Origin of the sequence: Streptomyces marianii (assembly GCF_005795905.1) — a bacterium.
In the GTDB taxonomy this organism is placed as follows: domain Bacteria; phylum Actinomycetota; class Actinomycetes; order Streptomycetales; family Streptomycetaceae; genus Streptomyces; species Streptomyces marianii.
This window is the reverse complement of the sequence record NZ_VAWE01000001.1, coordinates 7202269-7221598: the sequence shown is the minus strand read 5'-3', so window position 1 is coordinate 7221598 and position 19330 is coordinate 7202269. Positions and strand designations below refer to the sequence as shown.

The following is a 19330-nucleotide window of genomic DNA, read 5'->3' as shown; positions in this document are numbered from 1 at the left end:
ACGGATCCGCGACCGCACAGATCGTGCCACCTCGGCCGCCCAGGCAACGCGCACCGGACGCGCGGTCCTCGGGCGCCCAACGGGTCGCCACCGGTCCGGCGGCCCGACCACGGATCCGCGACCGCACAGATCGCGCCACCTCGGCCGCCCAGGCAACGCGCACCGGACGCGCGGTCCTCGGGCGCCCAACGGGTCGCCACCGGTCCGGCGGCCCGACCACGGATCCGCGACCGCACAGATCGCGCCACCTCGGCCGCCCGGGCAACGCGCACCGGACGCGCGGTCCTCGGGCGCCCAACGGGTCGCCACCGGTCCGGCGTTCCGATTCAGCCGGCAGGGTGCCCGTAGCCACCGCCGCCCGGGGTCCGTACGACCAGGACGTCGCCGGGGCCGACCTCCACCGAGTCCACGCCGCGAAGTTCCTCGATCGTCCCGTCCGAGCGCTCGACGGCGTTCGATCCCGCCGCCCCGGGCTCGCCGCCGGCCATCCCGTACGGCCTCACCCGCCGGTGGCCGGTCAGCAGGGTGACGGTCATCGGCTCCAGGAAGCGGATGCGGCGGACGGCACCGCAACCGCCGTTCCAGCGGCCCGCTCCCCCGCTTCCGTCCCGCACCGAGAAGGCGTCCACCCGTACCGGGTAGCGCCACTCCAGCACCTCGGGATCGGTGAGCCGGGAGTTGGTCATGTGGGTCTGCACGGCATCGGCGCCACGGAAGCCGTCGCCCGCGCCGGAACCGCTCGCCACGGTCTCGTAGTACTGGACGCGGTCGTTGCCGAAGGTGACGTTGTTCATCGTGCCCGAGCCCTCCGCCTGGACCCCGAGCGCCGCGTACAGGGCGCCCGTGACCGCCTGCGAGGTCTCGACGTTGCCCGCGACCGTCGCCGCGGGGTACACCGGAGCGAGCATCGAGCCGTCCGGCACACGTACGTCCAGCGGTTCCAGGCAGCCGCTGTTGAGCGGGATGTCGTCGGCGACCAGGGTGCGGAAGACGTACAGCACCGCCGCCATCACCACCGACCTGGGGGCGTTGAAGTTGCCCGGCTGCTGCCCGGAGGTACCGGTGAAGTCGAGGACGGCCCCGCGTGCCTCGCGGTCCACGGTCAGCGTGACCTCGATGACCGCGCCGTTGTCGGTCTCGTAGCGGCAGGAGCCGTCGCCGAGCCCGGCGACGATACGGCGTACGGACTCCTCGGCGTTGTCGCGCACATGCCCCATGTACGCCCGCACCACGTCGAGTCCGAACTCCTCCACCATCCGGCCCAGTTCGCCGATCCCCTTCTCGTTGGCGGCGATCTGGGCCCGCAGGTCGGCGAGGTTGGTGTCGGGGTCGCGGGACGGATGACGGGCACCGGTGAGCAGGGCCCGGGTCTCGGCCTCGCGCAGCCGCCCGTCCCGTACGAGCAGCCAGTTGTCGAAGAGCACGCCCTCCTCGTCGATGGTGCGGCTGAACGCGGGCATCGAGCCCGGTGTGATCCCGCCGATCTCCGCGTGGTGCCCCCGCGAGGCCACGAGGAAGCGCAGCTCACGGCCGGCCTCGTCGAAGACCGGCGTCACGACCGTCACATCGGGGAGATGGGTGCCGCCGTGGTACGGATCGTTGATGGCGTACACGTCGCCGGGCCGCAGCTCGCCCGCGTTGCGCCGCAGCACCTCCTTGATGGACTCGCCCATCGAGCCCAGGTGCACCGGGATGTGGGGCGCGTTGGCGATGAGGTTGCCGTCGGCGTCGAACAGGGCGCAGGAGAAGTCGAGCCGCTCCTTGATGTTGACCGAGTGGGCGGTGTTCTCCAGCCGCAGTCCCATCTGCTCGGCGATCGCCATGAAGAGGTTGTTGAAGACCTCCAGCAGCACCGGGTCGACGTCCGTGCCGACGGCGGTACGGCCGGGCCTCGGCCGTACCCGGGTGAGCAGCAGATGTCCTCCCTCGCCGACGGCGGCCCGCCAGCCGGGGTCCACCACGGTGGTGGCATCGGCCTCGGCGACGATCGCGGGCCCTTCGACCGTGTCGCCCGGTGAGAGGTCCACCCGCCGGAGGAGCGGAGCGTCGGCGGGACGGCCGTCCAGGAACATCCGCACGGTGTCCCGCACTCGCGGCCCCGTGCCGCCGGCGGCCTCCTCGACGACGACGGTCCCATGGGGCCCGGCCGTACCCACCGCCTCGACCGAGACCGCCTCCACGACCAGCGGCTTGTCCATGGTGAAGGCGTACCGTGCGCGGTGCGCCGCGGTGAACGCCTCGCGCATCTCGCTCTCCGTCCCGAGGGGCACGGACATCCCGGCATCCGTGCCGGCGTAGCGGACGAGCACGCGGGCGCGGGTCCCGATCGCCTCGTCGGGGACGGCGTCCTCCCGCAGTTCCGCCCGGGTGCGTCCGGCCAGCTCGTCGCAGAGCCCCCGGACCCGGGTCAGGGTGTCGTCGCCGAGTTCCGCTTCCACGGACTGCTCGCGCATGGCGGTGGCGTCGGCCAGGCCGATGCCGTATGCAGAGAGCACTCCGGCGAGCGGGGGCACGATGACGGTGTCGATGCCGAGTGCGTCGGCGACCCCGCAGGCGTGCTGGCCGCCGGCGCCGCCGAAACAGGTCAGGGCGTAGCGGGTCACGTCGTGGCCCCGCTGGACGGAGATCTTCTTGACGGCGTTGGCCATGTTGAGGACCGCGATCTCGAGGAAGCCCGCCGCGACCTCCTCCGGACTGCGTTCGGTGCCCGTGGCCTCCCGGACCTCCTCGGCCAGCCGCTCGAACCCCTCCCGTACGGCGTCGGCGTCGAGCGGCCGGTCGCCGTCCGGTCCGAAGACGGCGGGGAAGTGTCCCGGCTGGATCCTCCCGAGCATCACGTTGGCGTCGGTGACGGTGAGCGGGCCGCCGCGCCGGTAGCAGGCGGGGCCAGGTACGGCGCCCGCCGAGTCGGGGCCGACGCGGTAGCGCCGGCCGTCGAAGTGGAGGACCGAGCCGCCGCCGGCGGCGACGGTGTGGATGTTCATCATCGGCGCGCGCATCCGCACACCGGCGACCTGGGTACCCAGTTCCCGCTCGAACTCGCCCGCGTAGTGGGACACATCGGTCGACGTCCCGCCCATGTCGAAGCCGATGACCCGGCGGTAACCCGCCTGTTCCGAGGTGCGGGCCATGCCGACGACCCCACCGGCGGGACCGGACAGCACGGCGTCCTTGCCCCGGAAGTGGGCGGCCTCGCGCAGTCCGCCGTTGGACTGCATGAACATCAGGCGGATGGAACGGAGTTCACTCGCGACCTCGTCGACGTAGCGGCGCAGGATCGGCGAGAGGTACGCGTCCACGACGGTCGTGTCGCCGCGGGGTACGAGCTTGATGAGCGGGCTGACCTCGTGGGAGCAGCTCACCTGGGTGAAGCCGAGCTCACGCGCCGCGGCGGCGACGGCCGACTCGTGGTCCGGGTGGCGGTAGCCGTGCATGAACACGACGGCCGCGCTCGCGAAGCCGTCCCGGCGGGCCTGCCGCAACCGGTCCCGCACCGGGGCGAGATCCAGCGGTCGGACCACCTCGCCCTGGGCGGCGATCCGCTCGGGGACCTCGATGACGCGGTCGTACACGGCCTCGGGAAGGACGATGTGGCGGTCGAAGAGCCGGGGGCGGTTCTGGTACGCGATGCGCAGCGCGTCCCGGAAGCCCTCCGTGACAAGGAGCACGGTGGGTTCGCCGCGGCGCTCCAGCAGCGCGTTGGTGGCGACGGTCGTGCCCATCTTCACGACCTCGACGCGGTCCGCCGGCACGGGATCGTCCGGTCCGAGGCCGAGGAGAAGCCTGATGCCGGCGACGGCCGCGTCGGCGTAGTGCTCGGGGTTGTGGGACAGCAGCTTCCGGGTGACGAGACGCCCGTCGGGCCGTCTGCCGACGATGTCGGTGAACGTCCCGCCACGGTCGATCCAGAACTCCCAGCGCCCGCTCATTCCCCCATTCTGGCAAGCGGCGGGACGGGGGACAGCGAGGCGAGGGCGGAGGTGAGGGCGTTTTCGGCGATGTGGTCCAGTCGGGCGCTGGTGCCCCGGGCCCAGTGCCCCAGCTCGGCGCCGGCGAGGCCGAGCAGTTGGGGCAGCAGGTCGGTGCACCGGCGCGCCACCCACGCGGTACCGGCGGTGGCGAGCCACACGATCTTGGCCGTGCGGCTGGGCGCGGGCTGTTCGGGTTCGCCTCCCGGCGCGGCGCCGAGGGCGAGCCCTTCGGCGATGAGCAGTTCGTGGAACCGGCGGGCGATCTCCCGGTGGCCGCGTTCGCCGGGGTGGAGCCGGTCGGCGCTCCACATCGAGCGGTTCTCGACCCAGGCCCCGCCGGCCAGATGCAGATGGACGGCCCCGTACCGCTCGGACAGCGCGTGGACGACCGCGTTCACGGCGCGCTGGCGGCGAGCGAGCGGGCGGGCGAGGGGAGCGGGCAGCGCGAGCATCTCACCCGGGTCGGGCAGGCAGGCCGTCAGCAGCCGGCTGCCGATTCCGCTCAGGGCGGCGCAGACCTCGTCGAGGCGTACGGCGAGGTCGAGGATGTCGAAGGTGTGCCGGAGGGTGTCGTTCACGCCGACGATGACGGAGGCGAGGTCGGGCGCGTACGCGAGGGCGGCGGGGGCCTGGGTCTCGTGCACATCGCGGGCGAGCGCACCGCTGACCGCGAATTTGCGGAACTCCGCGGTCTCACCGGTCGTGCCGAGCCCCTCGGCCAGCAGCGCGGCCCAGCCGCGCCACGCCCCGTCGACGCGGTCGCCGACGCCTTCGGTGAGCGAATCGCCGAGGGCGGCGAAGCGCGGGACACGCGCGGCGTTCGCGGCCGCGTTCGCGAACGCCGGACCGGGCACGGCGCTCACGACCGGAGGCACGGACCCCGAACCACGCACCACACCCACACCCGCAGGCACAGACCCCGAACCGGGCGCGGGGACGGGCGCCCGGGACGGCTCGCCCGCGCGGGCACCGATACGCGGCCCGAGTACGGGGACGAGCGCGGACGCCGCACCGGGCACGGCGCTCACGACCGGAGGCACGGACCCCGAACCACGCACCACACCCACACCCGCAGGCACAGACCCCGAACCGGGCGCGGGGACGGGCGCCCGGGACGGCTCGCCCGCGCGGGCACCGATACGCGGCCCGAGTACGGGGACGAGCGCGGACGCCGCACCGAGCGCGGCGCTCACGACCGGAGGCGCCGCGCCCGGGCCGCTCGCTCCGGGTGGCGTCAGCGCCTCGGAGGCCCGGTGATGTGGGCCGGGAGGAGCCGCCTCCGGGTCCTCGGCAACGGTCGCGCCCCCGGAACCGGTGGCAGCCACCGCGCCGACGGGCGTCTCCCCGGCACGGGACGAGGTCCCCACTTCCACAGCCGCCTCCCCCGCCCCCGGCCCGGCCGGCGCGTGCCCGTCGCCCGGGGCGGGCGTGTCCGTACCGCCCGGGGCGCCCGCCGACGCAACGCCGAGGGGCCGGCCCGGCTCGGCGGTCATGCCGCTGTCTCCGGGCTGCCCGCGACCCGGGTGGGGGCGTCGTGGGCGGTGAGGAAGGCCGCGACCGCGCGGTCCCAGCCGAAGAGTTCGGCCCGGGCACGGGCGGCGGCGCGGCGCGGGCCCTCGGCGCGGGCGAGGAGTTCCCGGACCGCGTCGGCGAAGGCCTCCGGTCTGTCGTGCGCGGCGATTCCCGCGTCGCCGACGACCTCGGGCAGGGCCGAGAACGCACTGGCGACGACCGGCGTGCCGCAGGCGAGCGCCTCCAGCGCGGACAGCCCGAACGTCTCGGCGGGCCCCGGCGCCAGGCAGATGTCCGCTGCGGCCTGGAGGTCGGCCAGGGCCTCGCGGTCGGCGACATGGCCGAGGAAGTGCACCGGCAGCCGCTCCTCGCGCGCCCGCCGGACCAGCCCGGGGCGCAGCGGGCCTTCCCCCGCCACCACGAGGGCCGCCCGCACCCCGCTCCCGCGCAGCCAGGCGAGTGCGTCCAGGGCCATGCCGGGACGCTTCTCCACGGAGAGCCGGGAGCAGAGCAGCAGCAGGACGTCGGCGCCCTCCGTGTAGCGGGCCCGCAGCACCCGGCTGCGGCGTCCCGGCCGGCAGCGGTCGAGCTCGACGCCGAGGGGGGCGCGCACCACGTTCCGCGCACCGATCCGGACGAACTCGCGCTCGGCCCACTCCGTCGTGCAGACGATCCGCGAGTACGACCAGGCGCTGCGCCTGTTCAGCCGGTCGGCGGCGCCCTCGGCGAACGCCCGGGGGACGCCCCAGGTGCGCAGCACGCCGTCGGCGGTCTCGTGGGACACCATGACCGAGGGGACGCGACGGCGCCGTGCCCACTCCCCGGTCCAGCGCAGCGTGGTCCGGTCGGAGATCTCCAGCCGGTCGGGGGCCAGTTCCTCCAGCAGCGTGCGCAGCCGGGTCCGGCCGGCGAGGACCCGGTACCCGCCGGTGCCCGGCAGCTCGGGCCCGGGCACGGTGATGACCCGCCCCTGCACTGTGCGCTCGTCGCTCTCGGTGTCGCCGGGGACCACCAGCACCGGCTGGTGGCCGGCCGCCAGATAACCGCGTCCCAGCTCGCGCAGCGCGGTGCGCAGCCCGCCGGAGGACGGTGTGACGAAGTTGGCGAGCCGTACGATCCGCAGTCCGCGCGTGCCGTCCGAGCCGACCGCGCGGCGGGCGCCCCCCCGCGCGGTGCGCGCCGTGGGTTCGGACCGTGCGGCCGGCGCCTCCCGTGCCGCCGGCCCCGCTCATGCCGCCACCGCCGTGCGCTCGCGGAGCACCTCGGCGTAGTGGCCCAGGAGCTGGTCGCCGACGGCGGCCCAGGTCCGGCCCTCCACGGTGGCCCGGGCGGCGCGGCCGTACGCCTGCCTCCGCGCCGGGTCGGCCACGAGGGCCGCCACCGCGTCCCGCACCCCACCCGCGTCGTGCGGCGGTACGAGGAGGCCGGTCCGGCCGTGGTCGACGAGGTCGAGTGGGCCGCCGGCCGCGGGCGCGACGACCGGCAGGCCGCCGGCCATGGCCTCCTGCACGGTCTGGCAGAACGTCTCGTACGGGCCGGTGTGGGCGAACACGTCGAGCGAGGCGAAGATCCTCGCCAGGTCGTCACCCGTGCGACGGCCGAGGAACACGGCTCCCGGCAGGGAGTTGCGCAGCGTGGCGCCGCTGGGCCCGTCGCCCACGACGACGACCTTCACGCCCGGCAGCGCGCAGACCCCGGAGAGCAGCTCGACGCATTTCTCGGGCGCGAGCCGGCCGACGTAGCCGACGATCGTCTCGCCGTGCGGGGCGAGTCCCCGCCGCAGCGACTCGTCCCTCAGCTCGGACCGGAACCGTGCCGCGTCCACCCCGCGCGGCCACAGCCGGACCCGCGGCACGCCGTGCTCCTCCAGATCCCGGACGGCGGCCCTGGACGGTGCCAGGGTCCGGTCCGCGGCGGTGTGCACGGTGCGGATGCGCCGCCAGGCCGTGTTCTCCCCCGCGCCCATGTACGTACGGGCGTAGCCGGCGAGGTCGGTCTGGTAGACGGCGATGGCGGGGAGCCCGAGCCTGGCGGCGACGTCCATGCCGCGCACGCCGAGGACGAACGGGCTGGCGAGGTGGACGACATCGGCCCGGTGCGCGGTGAGCGCCGCGGCCAGCCGCCGACTGGGCAGCGCGACCCTGACCTGGGGGTAGCCGGGCAGGGGCAGGGACGGCACACGCACGACCGGGCAGGGGGCGTCGGCTTCGGGTCCGGCCGCGGCCGGGGCGATGACGAGGGGGTCGTGGCCGCGTGCGGCGAGGTGCCGGGCGGTCTGCAGGGCGCAGTGCGCCACACCGTTGACGTCGGGTGGAAAGGATTCGGTGACGATGACGACACGCATACTCGTGTTCTCGTCCCGCCGGGGGTGGCGCGGCCAACGTGGATCTTTCCGCGCGTCGAACGTCCCATGAGCGTTTGCCTCCGCCCGGCGTGTGGCCACCTGACCTGCCCCGCGTCGCCCCGGCATACCCGTTTCAGCCATGGCCCCGCTGTGCTTTCGGCCGTCCGCCTCCTCGGCGGCGGCGGGAGGCGTGCGTCGCCGAGGAGCCGAGGGACCCGGGAGCCCGAACCGCCCGCCGAGCCGCCGGCGGGGCCGTTCCGCCACCCCGGCCCGTCGACCGCCGGGCCGGGCCGGGCCGGGCCGCAGAGTGGCGGCCCCGCCCCCGGACCGGTTCGCCGGTGCTCCGCTCCACGCGTCCGCGGGTGCCCACGACTCGCCGGCACCCCAGCCCGTTTCGACCGCCCGCCCGGCCCGGCCCTACCCTCGCCGGGCTCGCCCGCTGCCCGTCACCGCACCGCACGATGGCGGCCCCGCCCCCGGACCGGTTCGCCGGTGCCCCGCTCCACGCGTCCGCGGGTGCCCACGACTCGCCGGCACCCCAGCCCGTTTCGACCGCCCGCCCGGCCCGGCCCTACCCTCGCCGGGCTCGCCCGCTGCCCGTCACCGCACCGCACGATGGCGGCCCCGCCCCCGGACCGGTTCGTCGGTGCCCCGCTCCACGCGTCCGCGGGTGCCCACGACTCGCGGGCACCCCAATCTGTTTCGACCGCCCGGCCCGGCCCGGCCCTGCCCTCGCCGGACTCGCCCGCTGCCCGTCACCGCACCGCACGATGGCGCCCCGGACCGGACCGGACCGGACCGGTTCGCCGGTGCTCCGCTCCACGCGTCCGCGGGTGCCCACGACTCGCGGGCACCCCAATCTGTTTCGACCGCCCGGCCCGGCCCTGCCCTCGCCGGGCTCGCCCGCTGCCCGTCATCGCACCGCACGATTGGCGCCCCGGACCGGACCGGACCGGTTCGTCGGTGCCCCGCTCCACGCGTCCGCGGTGCGCCGGACAGCGGGCACCCCGACGCGTCAGGTCAGCGCGGAGGAGCCTCCCGCGCGATACGGCTGCGGACGGCCGTCTGCACCTCGGCCTCCTCCGCCGGATCGGCGGCGAGCCGGCGGAGACGCTCGGCGACGCGTGCGTCACCGGTCTCGGCGTGCAGTGCGGCGACCTCCCTCGTGGTTTCCTCGCAGTCCCACAGGCACTCGACGGCGAAGCCGGTCGCGAAGGAGGGGTCGGTGGCGGCCAGGGCACGGGCCGTGCGGCCGCGCAACTGGGAGGAGGCGGTCTCGCGGTAGACGTGGCGCAGCACGGGTGCGGCGCAACCGATGCCCAGCCGGCCGGTGCCGTCGACGAGGGCCCACAGCGGAGGGGCGTCGGGTCCATCGGCGCGGACGGTCTCGCGGAGCGCGCCGAGCACGAGCTCGCTGTCCTGGGCGCCGCCACGACAGGCGAGGACGCCCGCGGCAGAGGCGCCGAGCGCGTCGGGGCGGTGGATCCAGCCACGCGCCCGGTCGACGGCGGCTTCGCCGCACATCCGCTCGAACGCGGCGACGGCGGCGTCGGCGACGGTACGGGAAGGGTCGGCGACCGCGGCCTCGATGAGATCGAGGACGGCGGGATCTCGCGCCTCCGCCAGGTAGTGCAGGGCGGCGCAGCGTGCACCGTCGGGCCCGCCGCGCGCGGCCTCGGCGATCAGCGGCCGGTCCTCGGGGCCGGCGACGGCGCCGAGGCAGCGCGCCGCGGGCACATGCAGGGCGCCGCCGCGCTCCAGGCCCTGCTGGGCCCAGTCGAGGACCGACTCGACGCTCCAGCCGGGGCGTGGCCCCGTGGGCCGCATCTGGCGCTGCCAGCGGTCGAAGGACCCGCGTTCCCGGGCGGCGCGCACCCGGGCGCCGACCGCCTCCCGGCGGTCCTCGGCCCAGAGCCGCCACGGCCTCGGCTCGAAGGCGTCGCGCATGGCGGCGGCCAGCTCGGCGTCGCCCTCCGGGGTGGCCGGGAAACGGCCGAGCACGGCTCCCGCGAGTGAGCGGAGCCCGGAGTCGTCGTCGCGAAGGGCGAGCTCGTCGAGGGCCCAGGCCCAGTTGGCACCGGTCGCCGCGTACCTGCGCAGCAGCACCAGCGCGTCGTCGCGTCCGTAGGAGGCCAGGTGACCCAGCACGGAGAGCGCGAGCCCGGTCCGGGAGTCGTCGGTGTCGAGGTGGTCCTCGGCAGCGAAGAGGTGGGCCTCGATCTCGTCGAGACCGCCGCCCAGGTCCAGGTGGAGGCGGGCGTAGTAGAGGGAGCGGTTCTCCACCTGCCAGTCGTGGCGGGGGTCGTGGAGCACGCAGTGGTTGAGGGCCTCGAGGGCTTCGGCGCGCGGCGCGGCGAGCGCGTGCAGCGTGCCGTCGCCGCGGCCCCTCTGCAGCAGGCCGAGCAAGGTGCCGCTCGGCGCTATGACTGGTTCGAACATGGAAAGTGCCTCACATCAAGCTGTCGACGCGACCGGGGGTGTGTTCGCCTAGGCCGCGCGGCAACATGATCGGCTGCCCGTCGTCTTCCGCTTGGTGCAAACCATCTTCCTCTGCCTCTCGTCGGTGGCCCCCTGCGGGCCCGACGTCATGATGACCCAGCCATTTCGTCGCCGCGACCACATTTAGGGCGGCTGTTCCGCTTGGCGTTCAACTCCCGTTCACCGGGCGCCGAACAGTTTCAGGAGGTCTGTCTTCCCAAACATCCGCGCAGTATCCACCGCGGACGGAGTTCCCGCCTCCGGGTCGGCGCCGCCGGCCAGCAAGGCGCGGATCACCTCGTCCTCGCCCTTGAAGACGGCGCCCGCGAGAGGCGTCTGGCCGCGGTCGTTGGCGCGGTCCGCGTCGGCACCTCGTGCCAGGAGCACGGTCACCGCACCGGCGTGGCCGTGGTAGGCGGCGAGCATGACGAGCGAGTCGCCCTTGTCGTTGGTGAGGTTCGCCGGGACGCCTGCGTCCACGTAGGCGGCGAGTGCCTCGGCGTCTCCCTGGCGTGCCAGGTCGAAGATCCTGGAGGCCAGCTCGACCACCTCGGGATCCGGGGCTTCACTCATCCGAAGGACCGCCTTTCACTGCGCTGACGACGGGGCGCCCGGTGCGTCCCGGACCCCCGATAGGGGCTTGACCTGCCGCTTCGTAGGGCGGGGCGGCGCCGCACGAGCGAACCGACAGGGTACTTCGCCCCCACGGAGGGCATCACTCCGAGTACCCGAGAGGAAGACCCCGCGACACACGGCGAAGATCACCCGAAGTGGCTCCGCGAAGATCAACACCCGTTCGGCAACGATCCGTCATCCGCCGATCCAGTGAAAGTAGCGAACTTTCACCCGAATGCACCTTTTGTCGTATAGATACCTTCTGTGAGGATGGAAGGACTCATGGTGACTGTCCCCTCAACCAGGAGAACCGCTCATGATTCTGTCCATCTCAGGCGTCGTGCTGCTGGGCATCATCGTCTTCCTGTTCTTCAAGAAGGACGGGCTGAAGGCGTCGCACGCGCTGGTCTGCGCACTCTTCGGCTTCTACCTCGCGGGCACGGCCATCGCCCCGAGCATCACCGCAGGAGGCGCGAGCCTGGCCAGCCTCCTGGGCGGGATCAAGTTCTGACGTCCCCGCACCACCCCTCCCACACTTCTGAGGAGCAGGAGAACCACGTGGCCCGGCGACCACTCCCCCGCATTCCGATCAGCGCCAACGACCGGATCGCTCGCAGCCGTGAGCTGGCGCGGACGGCCGCCGACAACGCCACCGACGTCCTCCATCCGCTCATCACGATCAGCCGCGGGCTACGACTGCTGGCCGCCGCCGGACTGCGCAGGTGGGCCGACACGCCCAAGGATCGGCGTGGCCCCGCGCTGTTCCTGGCGGCGGTCTGCGTCCTGGCCGTCGCCCTCCTCCCGTACGGACCGCTGCTCGGGCTGATCGGCCTGATGGGTGTGGCGGCCTGGAAGGGGCGGGTGCGCACGCCGGTGCGCACCGGCCCCGACGAGTCCCAGGTCGCGCGGCTCCAGGCGCTCCACGACGCGCTCGTGCCGTACTTCTCCGTCCCGGAGGATCCGAGTCCGCTGTTCGCCCACGGCGGGGAGTGGGCGAAGGCGTTCAGCGACCACGAGTTCGACGGGGACGGCCGGCTCACCCGGCTGCGGGTGGCGTACCCGGCGTACTTCCCCGACGGCGAGCCCGAGGCCCGCGCCCGGATCGAGCAGTTGCTCCACGCCAAGTCGGGCCGCGGCCGCGAGTACCTGTTCACCTGGGACGAGGAGGCCAACCGGCTGCTGATGAGCGTCCTGCCCCCGCTCCCGACCACCATCGCCGCCCAGCGCTTCGTGACCGCTCCCGGCGAACTGGTCCTCGGCTTCACCGACCCGGACGCCGTCCAGCGGACCGTGCCCGTCCTCGACGGCGACGCGACGAGGGACGCGCCGCCCGTGGTGTGGCGCACCGGACCGCGCTCGACCGAACCGCATCTGCTGGCCGTCGGCCACCCCGGCAGCGGCACGACCTCCCTGCTGCGCTCCCTCGCCCTGCAGGCGCTGCCGCACGGGGACGTCCTCGTCGTCGAGGGCAGCGGCACCGGCGAGTACGCCTGTCTGACCGGCCGCGACGGCGTGCTCGCCGTCGAATGCGGGCTGGCCGGGGCGCTGGCCGGTCTGGAGTGGGCGGCCCATGAGACGGAGCGCCGGCTCATCGCCGCCAACCGGGCACGGCAGGCGGGTCACCCCGCTCCCGAGGACGCCCGGCGCCCGCTGTGCATCCTGGTGGACAGGCCCAGTGTCTTCAGTCATCTGGCGGCAGCGGACGGCAGACCCGACCCTCAGCAGCTCCTGCAGGTCCCCCTCAGGCACGGCCGGGCCGCGCACGTGACCGTGGTGGTCGCCGACCAGTTCGACAGCCTCGAGTTCCTGAACGAGACGGTACGCACGCACACACGTGCCCGGCTCGTGCTCGGCCCGGCCACGCCGGAGCAGGTGAAGAGCGTGCTCGGCGCTCCCCCGCACACGACCCCCACCTCCGACGTGCCGCCCGGCCGGGGTTACGCCCGGATGGGAACGGGAGCGGTGCTCAGGCTCCAGGTGCCCGCGACGCCCGACCCGTTCGACGAGGTGGCGAGCGAGGAGCACCGGCAGGCTGTGCTGCGTCTGCTCCCGGAGAGGCAGGCCACCGGGGCGGCGGAAACGCCCGGGGACGGGCGGGGCACGGAGCGGGAGACCGAGCCGGCAGGTGCCGGCGGGACACCCGCCGGGCCGCACGAGGAGCTCCCGGCCGGTCCGGCAGGGGAACCGCACACCGGGCCCGTCCCGGAACCGGTGGCGAGCGCGCCCGTACGAGCCTCCTCGGCGCCGGTACCCGCGGAGGGCTGAAGGAACGCGGCGGCCGGACCGGGCCCACCCGTTCGCCCCGGCCCATCGGCCCACGCCGCGGCCGGGCGCACCCCTCGCACCCGGCCGACCCGCCGTCGCCGAGGAGGCCGCTCCCGGGCCGACGCCGTCACGCCGCCGCGCGGGTCCCGGGCCGTCGGGCCCACCTGCCGCACCGCGGCCGCCCGGACGCAGCGAGCACCCCTACGCCACGAACGTCCTCGGCGCCTCCGTGCCCGTGGTCACGCCCGTCCGCACCAGCCGGGCCGCCGCCGCCAGCCGGGCCGCGGCCTCCTCGGCGACGGGTCCGCCGACGGTGAACGGCAGCCGGACGTACCCCTCGAACGCACCGTCCACACCGAACCGCGGCCCGGAGGGGACCCGCACGCCCACCCGTTCGCCGACCTCCGCCAGACGGGATCCGGACAGACCGCCCGCGCGTACCCACAGCGTCAGTCCGCCGTGCGGAACCTCGAACTCCCAGTCCGGCAGTTCCCGGTGGAGCGCCGTCACCATCTCGTCCCGGTTCCGGCGGGCCTGCTCACGGCGCAGGGCCACCGCCTCGTTCCAGCCGCCGGTGCCCATCAGCCAGTTGACTCCGAGCTGCTCCAGGACCGGGGTGCCCAGGTCGGCGTAGGCACGCGCGGCGACCAGGGAGCGGATCACGTCCGGGGCGGCCCGTACCCAGCCGATCCGCATACCCGCCCAGAAGGCCTTGCTCGCCGAGCCGACCGTCAGGACGGTCGAGCCCGCCGGGTCGAAGGCGCAGACGGGCCGGGGCATCGCGGTTTCGTCGTCGAGGCGGAGTTCGGCCATCGTCTCGTCGACGACGAGCACCGTGCCGGCGGACCGGGCGGCGTCGACGAGCTGCCGCCGCTGGTCCTCGTCCGCGAGGGCCCCGGTGGGGTTGTGGAAGTCGGCGACGACGTAGGCGAGCCGGGGTGCGGCGTCGCGCAGGACCTGCCGCCAGCGGGGCAGGTCCCACCCCTTGAGCCCCTCGGCCATCGCGACCGGCACCAACCGGGCGCCCGCCTCGCGCATCAGCTGGAGGATGTTGGCGTACGACGGCGACTCGACGGCGATCCGCTCGCCCCGTCCCGCGAAGAGGTGGCAGATCGCGTCGATCGCGCCCATGGCGCCGGTGGTCACCATGATCTGTTCGGGCATGGTCGGGATGCCGCGCTCGGTGTACCGGTCGGCGAGCGTCCGGCGCAGCGCGGGCAGACCGGCGGGGTAGTCGCCGTGGGTGTGCGCGTACGGCGGCAGTTCCTCCAGCGCGCCCTGGATGCTCCGGGTCAGCCAGGGCTCGGGGGCGGGCAGCGCCGCGCAGCCGAGGTCGATCATCGAGCCGAGGGACTCCGGGGGCAGCGGTTCGAGCCCCCGCGCAGGCAGCGGGTTGCCGGCGGGTACGGCCGTCCAGCTGCCGGCCCCCCTGCGGGACTCCAGGAAGCCCTCGTTCCGCAGGGCCTCGTAGGCGGCCGCCACGGTGGTACGGCTGACGGCCAGGGCCAGTGCGAGTTCACGCTCGGCGGGCAGCCGGGCGGCGACGGGGACCCGGCCCTCCAGGACGAGCAGCCGGATGCCGTCCGCGAGGGCACGGTACGCGGGCGGTCTGCGGGTGCCCGGGCCCGCCGGGCGCGGCTGCTGTGCCTGCAGTTGCCGGGCCAGCGCGGGCGCCCCCACGGCCGAAGTCCACTGAGCCATCGCAGTCAGTCCACCTTCCTCGGATTGGCCATGGTTGACCTCCGCATCCCCGCCACAGAGTGTCATGCATCAGTCCACTTCCACCACCGGGGGCAGAACGTTGTCCATCACATCCGGTCTGCGGGGCAGGCATCTGCCCCGCAGACTGATGCAGCTCTACTTCGGCCTGGCGCTCTACGGCGCGAGCTCCGCGCTCCTGATCCGCGGGGGTCTCGGCCTCGAACCCTGGGGTGTGCTGCACCAGGGCCTGGCCGAGCGGACGGGGCTCACCATCGGCGTCGTCTCGATCATCGTCGGCGCTGTCGTCCTGCTGCTGTGGATACCGATCCGCCAGAGGCCCGGACTCGGAACCGTCTCCAACGTCTTCGTCATCGGCATCGCCATGGACGGCACCCTCGCCGTCGTACCGGACGTCCACGGCCAGGCCGTGCAGATCGCGGTGATGGCGGCCGGGATCGTCCTCAACGGCGCCGCCACCGGCCTCTACATCTCCGCCCGCTTCGACCCCGGTCCGCGCGACGGGCTGATGACCGGGCTGCACCGGCTGACGGGACGTTCGATCCGGCTGGTCCGGACGGCGATCGAGGTCGCGGTCGTGGGGACCGGGTACCTCCTCGGCGGCACGGTGGGCGCGGGCACGGTCCTCTACGCCCTGTCCATCGGCCCGCTGGCGCAACTGTTCCTGCGTGTGTTCGCCATCCCGTCCAACGGTGGAGGTAGCACGGTCGTCGCCGGATCGTCACCCGGACGAGCGATACTGCGTTCGTGACTTCCGCACCGCGCCCCCGGCACCCGTACCTCGACCACCCCGCCCCCATACCGTTCGCCCACCGCGGCGGGACTGCCGACGGCCTGGAGAACACGGCGGCGGCCTTCCGGCGCGCCGCCGCGCTCGGCTACCGCTACTTCGAGACGGACGTGCACACCACCGCGGACGGCAGGCTCGTCGCGTTCCACGACCCGACGCTGGACCGGGTGACCGACGCCCGCGGCCGGATCGACCGGCTTCCGTGGGCCGAGGTCGAACGGGCACGGGTGGCCGGGAAGGAACCCCTGCCGCTCTTCGAGGACCTGCTGGAGGAGTTCCCGGAGGCCCGCTGGAACGTGGACATCAAGGCCGAGGGCGCGCTGGAGCCACTGGTCGCCCTCGTGCGGCGGACGAACGCCTGGGACCGGGTCTGCGTGGGCTCGTTCTCGGAGGGCCGGGTGTCGCGTGCGGCGCGGCTCGCCGGCCCGGCGCTGGCGACCTCGTACGGCGTGCGCGGGGTGCTCGGCCTGCGGCTGCGCTCGCTCGGGATCCCGGCGGTGATGCGCTCCGGCGCGGTGTGCGCACAGGTGCCGGAGTCGCAGGGCGGGATGCGTGTGGTGGACCGCCGCTTCGTCCGCGAGGCCCACGCCCGCGGGCTCCAGGTGCACGTGTGGACGGTGAACGATCCGGACCGTACCGCCGCTCTCCTGGACCTGGGAGTGGATGGCATCATGACCGATCATCTGGAGATGCTGCGTACGGTGATGTCCGCCCGGGGGTTCTGGGTCTGAGCGTCGCGGCGTCTCCCCACGGGGACGAGTGAGGGGGGCGGGCCGTGACCGCTGACACCGCGGACCGGACCACCGGTACCGACGACGCCGATCGCCGCCGCGAGCAGCGCGGCTGGTACTTCTACGACTTCGCCTGTTCCGTCTACTCGACGAGCGTCCTGACGGTGTTCCTCGGTCCGTACCTCACCGCGGTGGCGAAGTCGGCGGCGGACGCCGACGGTTTCGTGCACCCGCTCGGCGTCCCGGTCCGCGCCGGTTCCGTGTTCCCCTACGCGGTGTCCGTCTCGGTGGTGCTGGCGGTGCTGGTGATGCCGATGGTGGGTGCCGTCGCCGACCGCACCGGCCGCAAGAAGCCGCTGCTGGCGGTCGCCGCGTACCTGGGGGCGACGGCGACAGCGGCCATGTTCTTCCTCGACGGGGACCGCTATCTCCTCGGCGCGTTCCTGCTGATCGTCGCCAACGCCTCGCTGTCGGTCTCGATGGTCCTCTACAACGCGTACCTGCCGCAGATCGCCGGGCCTGAGGAGCGGGACACGGTCTCCTCACGCGGCTGGGCCTTCGGCTACACCTCGGGGGCGCTGGTCCTGGTACTGAATCTCGTCCTCTACACCGGCCACGAGTCCTTCGGGCTCTCCGAGTCGGAAGCGGTCCGCATCTGCCTGGCCTCGGCAGGGGTGTGGTGGGGCGCCTTCGCGCTGGTGCCGCTGCGGCGGCTGCGGGACCGGCGGACCGCGGACGGGACGCCCGCCCTCGCGGAGGGCGCGGTCGGGGCGGGCTGGCGCCAGCTGGTCGCGACCCTGAAGGACATGCGCCGCCATCCGCTGACGCTGTCCTTCCTGCTGGCGTACCTCGTCTACAACGACGGGGTGCAGACGGTGATCTCCCAGGCATCGGTGTACGGCTCCGAGGAGCTGGGCCTCGACCAGACCACCTTGATCACGGCGGTGCTGCTGGTGCAGGTGCTGGCGGTGGCCGGCGCGCTGGGCATGGGCCGGCTGGCCCGCATCCACGGAGCCAAGCGCACGATCCTGGGCTCGCTCGCCGTGTGGACGCTGATCCTCGCCGCCGGATACTTCCTGCCCGCGCGGACGCCGGTGTGGTTCTACGCACTCGCCGCCGCGATCGGCCTGGTGCTCGGCGGGAGCCAGGCGCTGTCCCGCTCGCTGTTCTCCCACCTCGTCCCGCGCGGCAAGGAGGCGGAGTACTTCTCCGCGTACGAGATGAGCGACCGGGGGCTGAGCTGGCTGGGACCGCTGGTGTTCGGTCTGGCGTTCCAGCTGACGGGAAGCTACCGGACTGCCATCATCTCTCTGGTGATCTTCTTCGCACTGGGATTCGTGCTCCTGGCGCGCGTCCCGGTGAGGCGCGCGGTGGCCGCGGCGGGGAACCCGGTACCGGAGCGGATTTAGACGTTGAAGCGAAGGGCCGGTAGTGTACGCCTTCGGCCTGCCAGGCGGACCGTTACTGCGCGCTGAAAAGCTCCAAACGCTGGGTGACACTTTCTGCCAGATGTGACAAACCGGGCACTGGTGGGTACCCAAACCCTGGAAAAGCAGCGGCACGACGGGCGACGACGCATGACCGGCAACGGGAATCTTTACCGCCGACCGGACGTTGACCGGATGACGACGACAGCGACACCTGTCCTGTGGGCGACAAGCCCGGGAGGCACGATTCATGAGTGAGCGAGCTCTTCGCGGCACGCGCCTCGTGGTGACCAGCTACGAGACCGACCGCGGCATCGATCTGGCCCCGCGCCAGGCGGTGGAGTACGCATGCCAGAACGGACATCGTTTCGAGATGCCGTTCTCGGTCGAGGCGGAGATTCCGCCGGAGTGGGAGTGCAAGGCGTGCGGCGCCCAGGCACTCCTGGTGGACGGGGACGGCCCCGAGGAGAAGAAGGGGAAGCCCGCGCGTACGCACTGGGACATGCTCATGGAGCGGCGCACGCGTGAGGAGCTCGAGGAGGTGCTGGCCGAGCGGCTGGCCGTCCTCCGCTCCGGGGCCATGAACATCGCGGTGCACCCGCGCGACAGCCGGAAGTCCGCGTAAGGACGCACCACCGACTCGCACAGAGCGCAGGAGCCGCGGGCTGCCGCACACACAACGTGTGCCGCAGCCCGCGGCTCCTTCGTATGCGCTCTCGTACGCCGGGACACGGCTCGGGAACGTACCCGGGCCGCTCCGTGCGGCACCGTGGCGCCGGTCCGGCACGAGACCGCGTCACCTTCGGTGCCGAGGCGCGGCCCTGGCGGCCCGCAGGCCGTGCGGCGTCCCTCGCGCTACGACGTCAGCGGCGGACGCGGTCCCGGCTCGTGGCCGGGTCCCGTGGACGCGTCCTCGCGGACGACCTCTCCCTGCACGATCTTTCCGTCCGGGCGGTGAATACGGGCCTGCTGGAAGGCGTCGCCGAGAGAACCGGGGCTCGCCTGCCTCATCCGGCGCTCCAGCGACAGCTCCGCCCTCCGCCCGAGGGCCGTGCGGAAGGTCGGAACGAGCAGCAGGAGACCGGCCGCGTCCGAGACCAGGCCGGGCAGCATGAGGAGCAGTCCGCCGAGCATCAGCAAGCCGTTCCCGGTGCTCCGTGCGTCCTCGGCGTCTGCCGTGCTCGCCGTGCCCGACTGCTGCCGCTGGATGGTGTCCGACAGATTGCGGAAGGCACGACGGCCGGCCCGTTTGATCACCACGGCACCGAGCACACCTCCGGCCACGAGCAGCGCGAAGACGGTGAGCCCGCCCGCGGCACCGGCCACGAGGGTCAGCAGCCAGATCTCCAGCACGAGCCAGGCGGCGATGCCGAGGGGAACGAAGGTGCGGGCGCGTGAGCGCTTGGGGGCGGTCGGTGTCGTTGCGCCGGTCGTCATGCTCCCAGTGTGCCTGGGCCGCGGCAGGAGTGACGTAAGAC

The 19330-nt window shown here is 73.8% G+C and carries 14 protein-coding genes; 6 read left to right on the top strand and 8 right to left on the bottom strand.

From position 1 onward, the window contains the following. Positions 1–326: 326 nt before the first annotated feature. The 6 genes from FEF34_RS32760 to FEF34_RS32735 all read right to left on the bottom strand — a co-directional run bounded on the left by FEF34_RS32760 (position 327) and on the right by FEF34_RS32735 (position 10878). Complete coding sequence (locus tag FEF34_RS32760) at positions 327–3929, bottom strand: hydantoinase B/oxoprolinase family protein (RefSeq protein WP_138056392.1); 3603 nt, start codon at positions 3927–3929, stop codon at positions 327–329. After that, a complete protein-coding gene (locus FEF34_RS32755) occupies positions 3926–4834 on the bottom strand; it encodes an SGNH/GDSL hydrolase family protein (RefSeq protein WP_234042632.1) in 909 nt (302 codons plus the stop codon). The genes FEF34_RS32760 and FEF34_RS32755 overlap by 4 nt, the downstream gene beginning before the upstream one ends. Positions 4835–5460: 626 nt before the next feature. After that, positions 5461–6606: a glycosyltransferase gene (locus tag FEF34_RS32750; protein WP_138056391.1), complete on the bottom strand. Its 1146-nt coding sequence runs from the start codon at positions 6604–6606 to the stop codon at positions 5461–5463. Between the two features lie 105 nt (positions 6607–6711). Then, positions 6712–7827, bottom strand: coding sequence for a glycosyltransferase family 4 protein (locus FEF34_RS32745; protein WP_138056390.1), 1116 nt, complete (start codon positions 7825–7827; stop codon positions 6712–6714). A 1020-nt stretch (positions 7828–8847) separates the two neighbouring features. After that, positions 8848–10266, bottom strand: a complete 1419-nt coding sequence (locus FEF34_RS32740) for a HEAT repeat domain-containing protein (RefSeq protein WP_138056389.1) — start codon at positions 10264–10266, stop codon at positions 8848–8850. 219 nt (positions 10267–10485) lie between these two features. Further along, positions 10486–10878, bottom strand: a complete 393-nt coding sequence (locus tag FEF34_RS32735; RefSeq protein ID WP_138056388.1) for an ankyrin repeat domain-containing protein — start codon at positions 10876–10878, stop codon at positions 10486–10488. Positions 10879–11236: 358 nt separating this feature from the next. On the opposite strand from FEF34_RS32735, the gene FEF34_RS32730 reads away from it, so the two are divergent. Both FEF34_RS32730 and FEF34_RS32725 read left to right on the top strand, forming a co-directional pair. Beyond that, a complete protein-coding gene (locus tag FEF34_RS32730; RefSeq protein ID WP_017949565.1) occupies positions 11237–11431 on the top strand; it encodes a hypothetical protein in 195 nt (64 codons plus the stop codon). Positions 11432–11478: 47 nt separating this feature from the next. Next, positions 11479–13185: a hypothetical protein gene (locus tag FEF34_RS32725; protein WP_138056387.1), complete on the top strand. Its 1707-nt coding sequence runs from the start codon at positions 11479–11481 to the stop codon at positions 13183–13185. Positions 13186–13386: 201 nt separating this feature from the next. Here the strand turns inward: FEF34_RS32725 and FEF34_RS32720 are convergent, their stop codons facing one another. Continuing rightward, positions 13387–14886 carry an SCO1417 family PLP biosynthesis transcription factor gene (locus FEF34_RS32720; RefSeq protein ID WP_138056386.1) on the bottom strand — a complete coding sequence of 500 codons (1500 nt, stop codon included), beginning with the start codon at positions 14884–14886 and terminating at the stop codon, positions 13387–13389. 64 nt (positions 14887–14950) lie between these two features. On the opposite strand from FEF34_RS32720, the gene yczE reads away from it, so the two are divergent. The 4 genes from yczE (at position 14951) to FEF34_RS32700 (ending at position 18477) form a co-directional block, all read left to right on the top strand. After that, on the top strand, positions 14951–15655 hold the full coding sequence (yczE, locus tag FEF34_RS32715) for a membrane protein YczE (RefSeq protein WP_138056385.1): 705 nt from the start codon (positions 14951–14953) through the stop codon (positions 15653–15655). After that, positions 15652–16425 carry a glycerophosphodiester phosphodiesterase gene (locus tag FEF34_RS32710; RefSeq protein ID WP_138056384.1) on the top strand — a complete coding sequence of 258 codons (774 nt, stop codon included), beginning with the start codon at positions 15652–15654 and terminating at the stop codon, positions 16423–16425. Before yczE ends, FEF34_RS32710 begins: the two co-directional genes overlap by 4 nt. Positions 16426–16469: 44 nt before the next feature. Then, on the top strand, positions 16470–17834 hold the full coding sequence (locus FEF34_RS32705) for an MFS transporter (protein ID WP_138056383.1): 1365 nt from the start codon (positions 16470–16472) through the stop codon (positions 17832–17834). A 268-nt stretch (positions 17835–18102) separates the two neighbouring features. Next, positions 18103–18477: an RNA polymerase-binding protein RbpA gene (locus FEF34_RS32700; protein WP_003959706.1), complete on the top strand. Its 375-nt coding sequence runs from the start codon at positions 18103–18105 to the stop codon at positions 18475–18477. Positions 18478–18707: 230 nt separating this feature from the next. On the opposite strand, the gene fxsA is transcribed toward FEF34_RS32700, so the two are convergent. Then, the gene (gene fxsA / locus FEF34_RS32695) at positions 18708–19289 is read right to left on the bottom strand and encodes an FxsA family membrane protein (RefSeq protein WP_138056382.1); all 582 of its coding nucleotides are present in this window, start codon (positions 19287–19289) and stop codon (positions 18708–18710) included. Between the last annotated feature and the right edge of the window lie 41 nt (positions 19290–19330).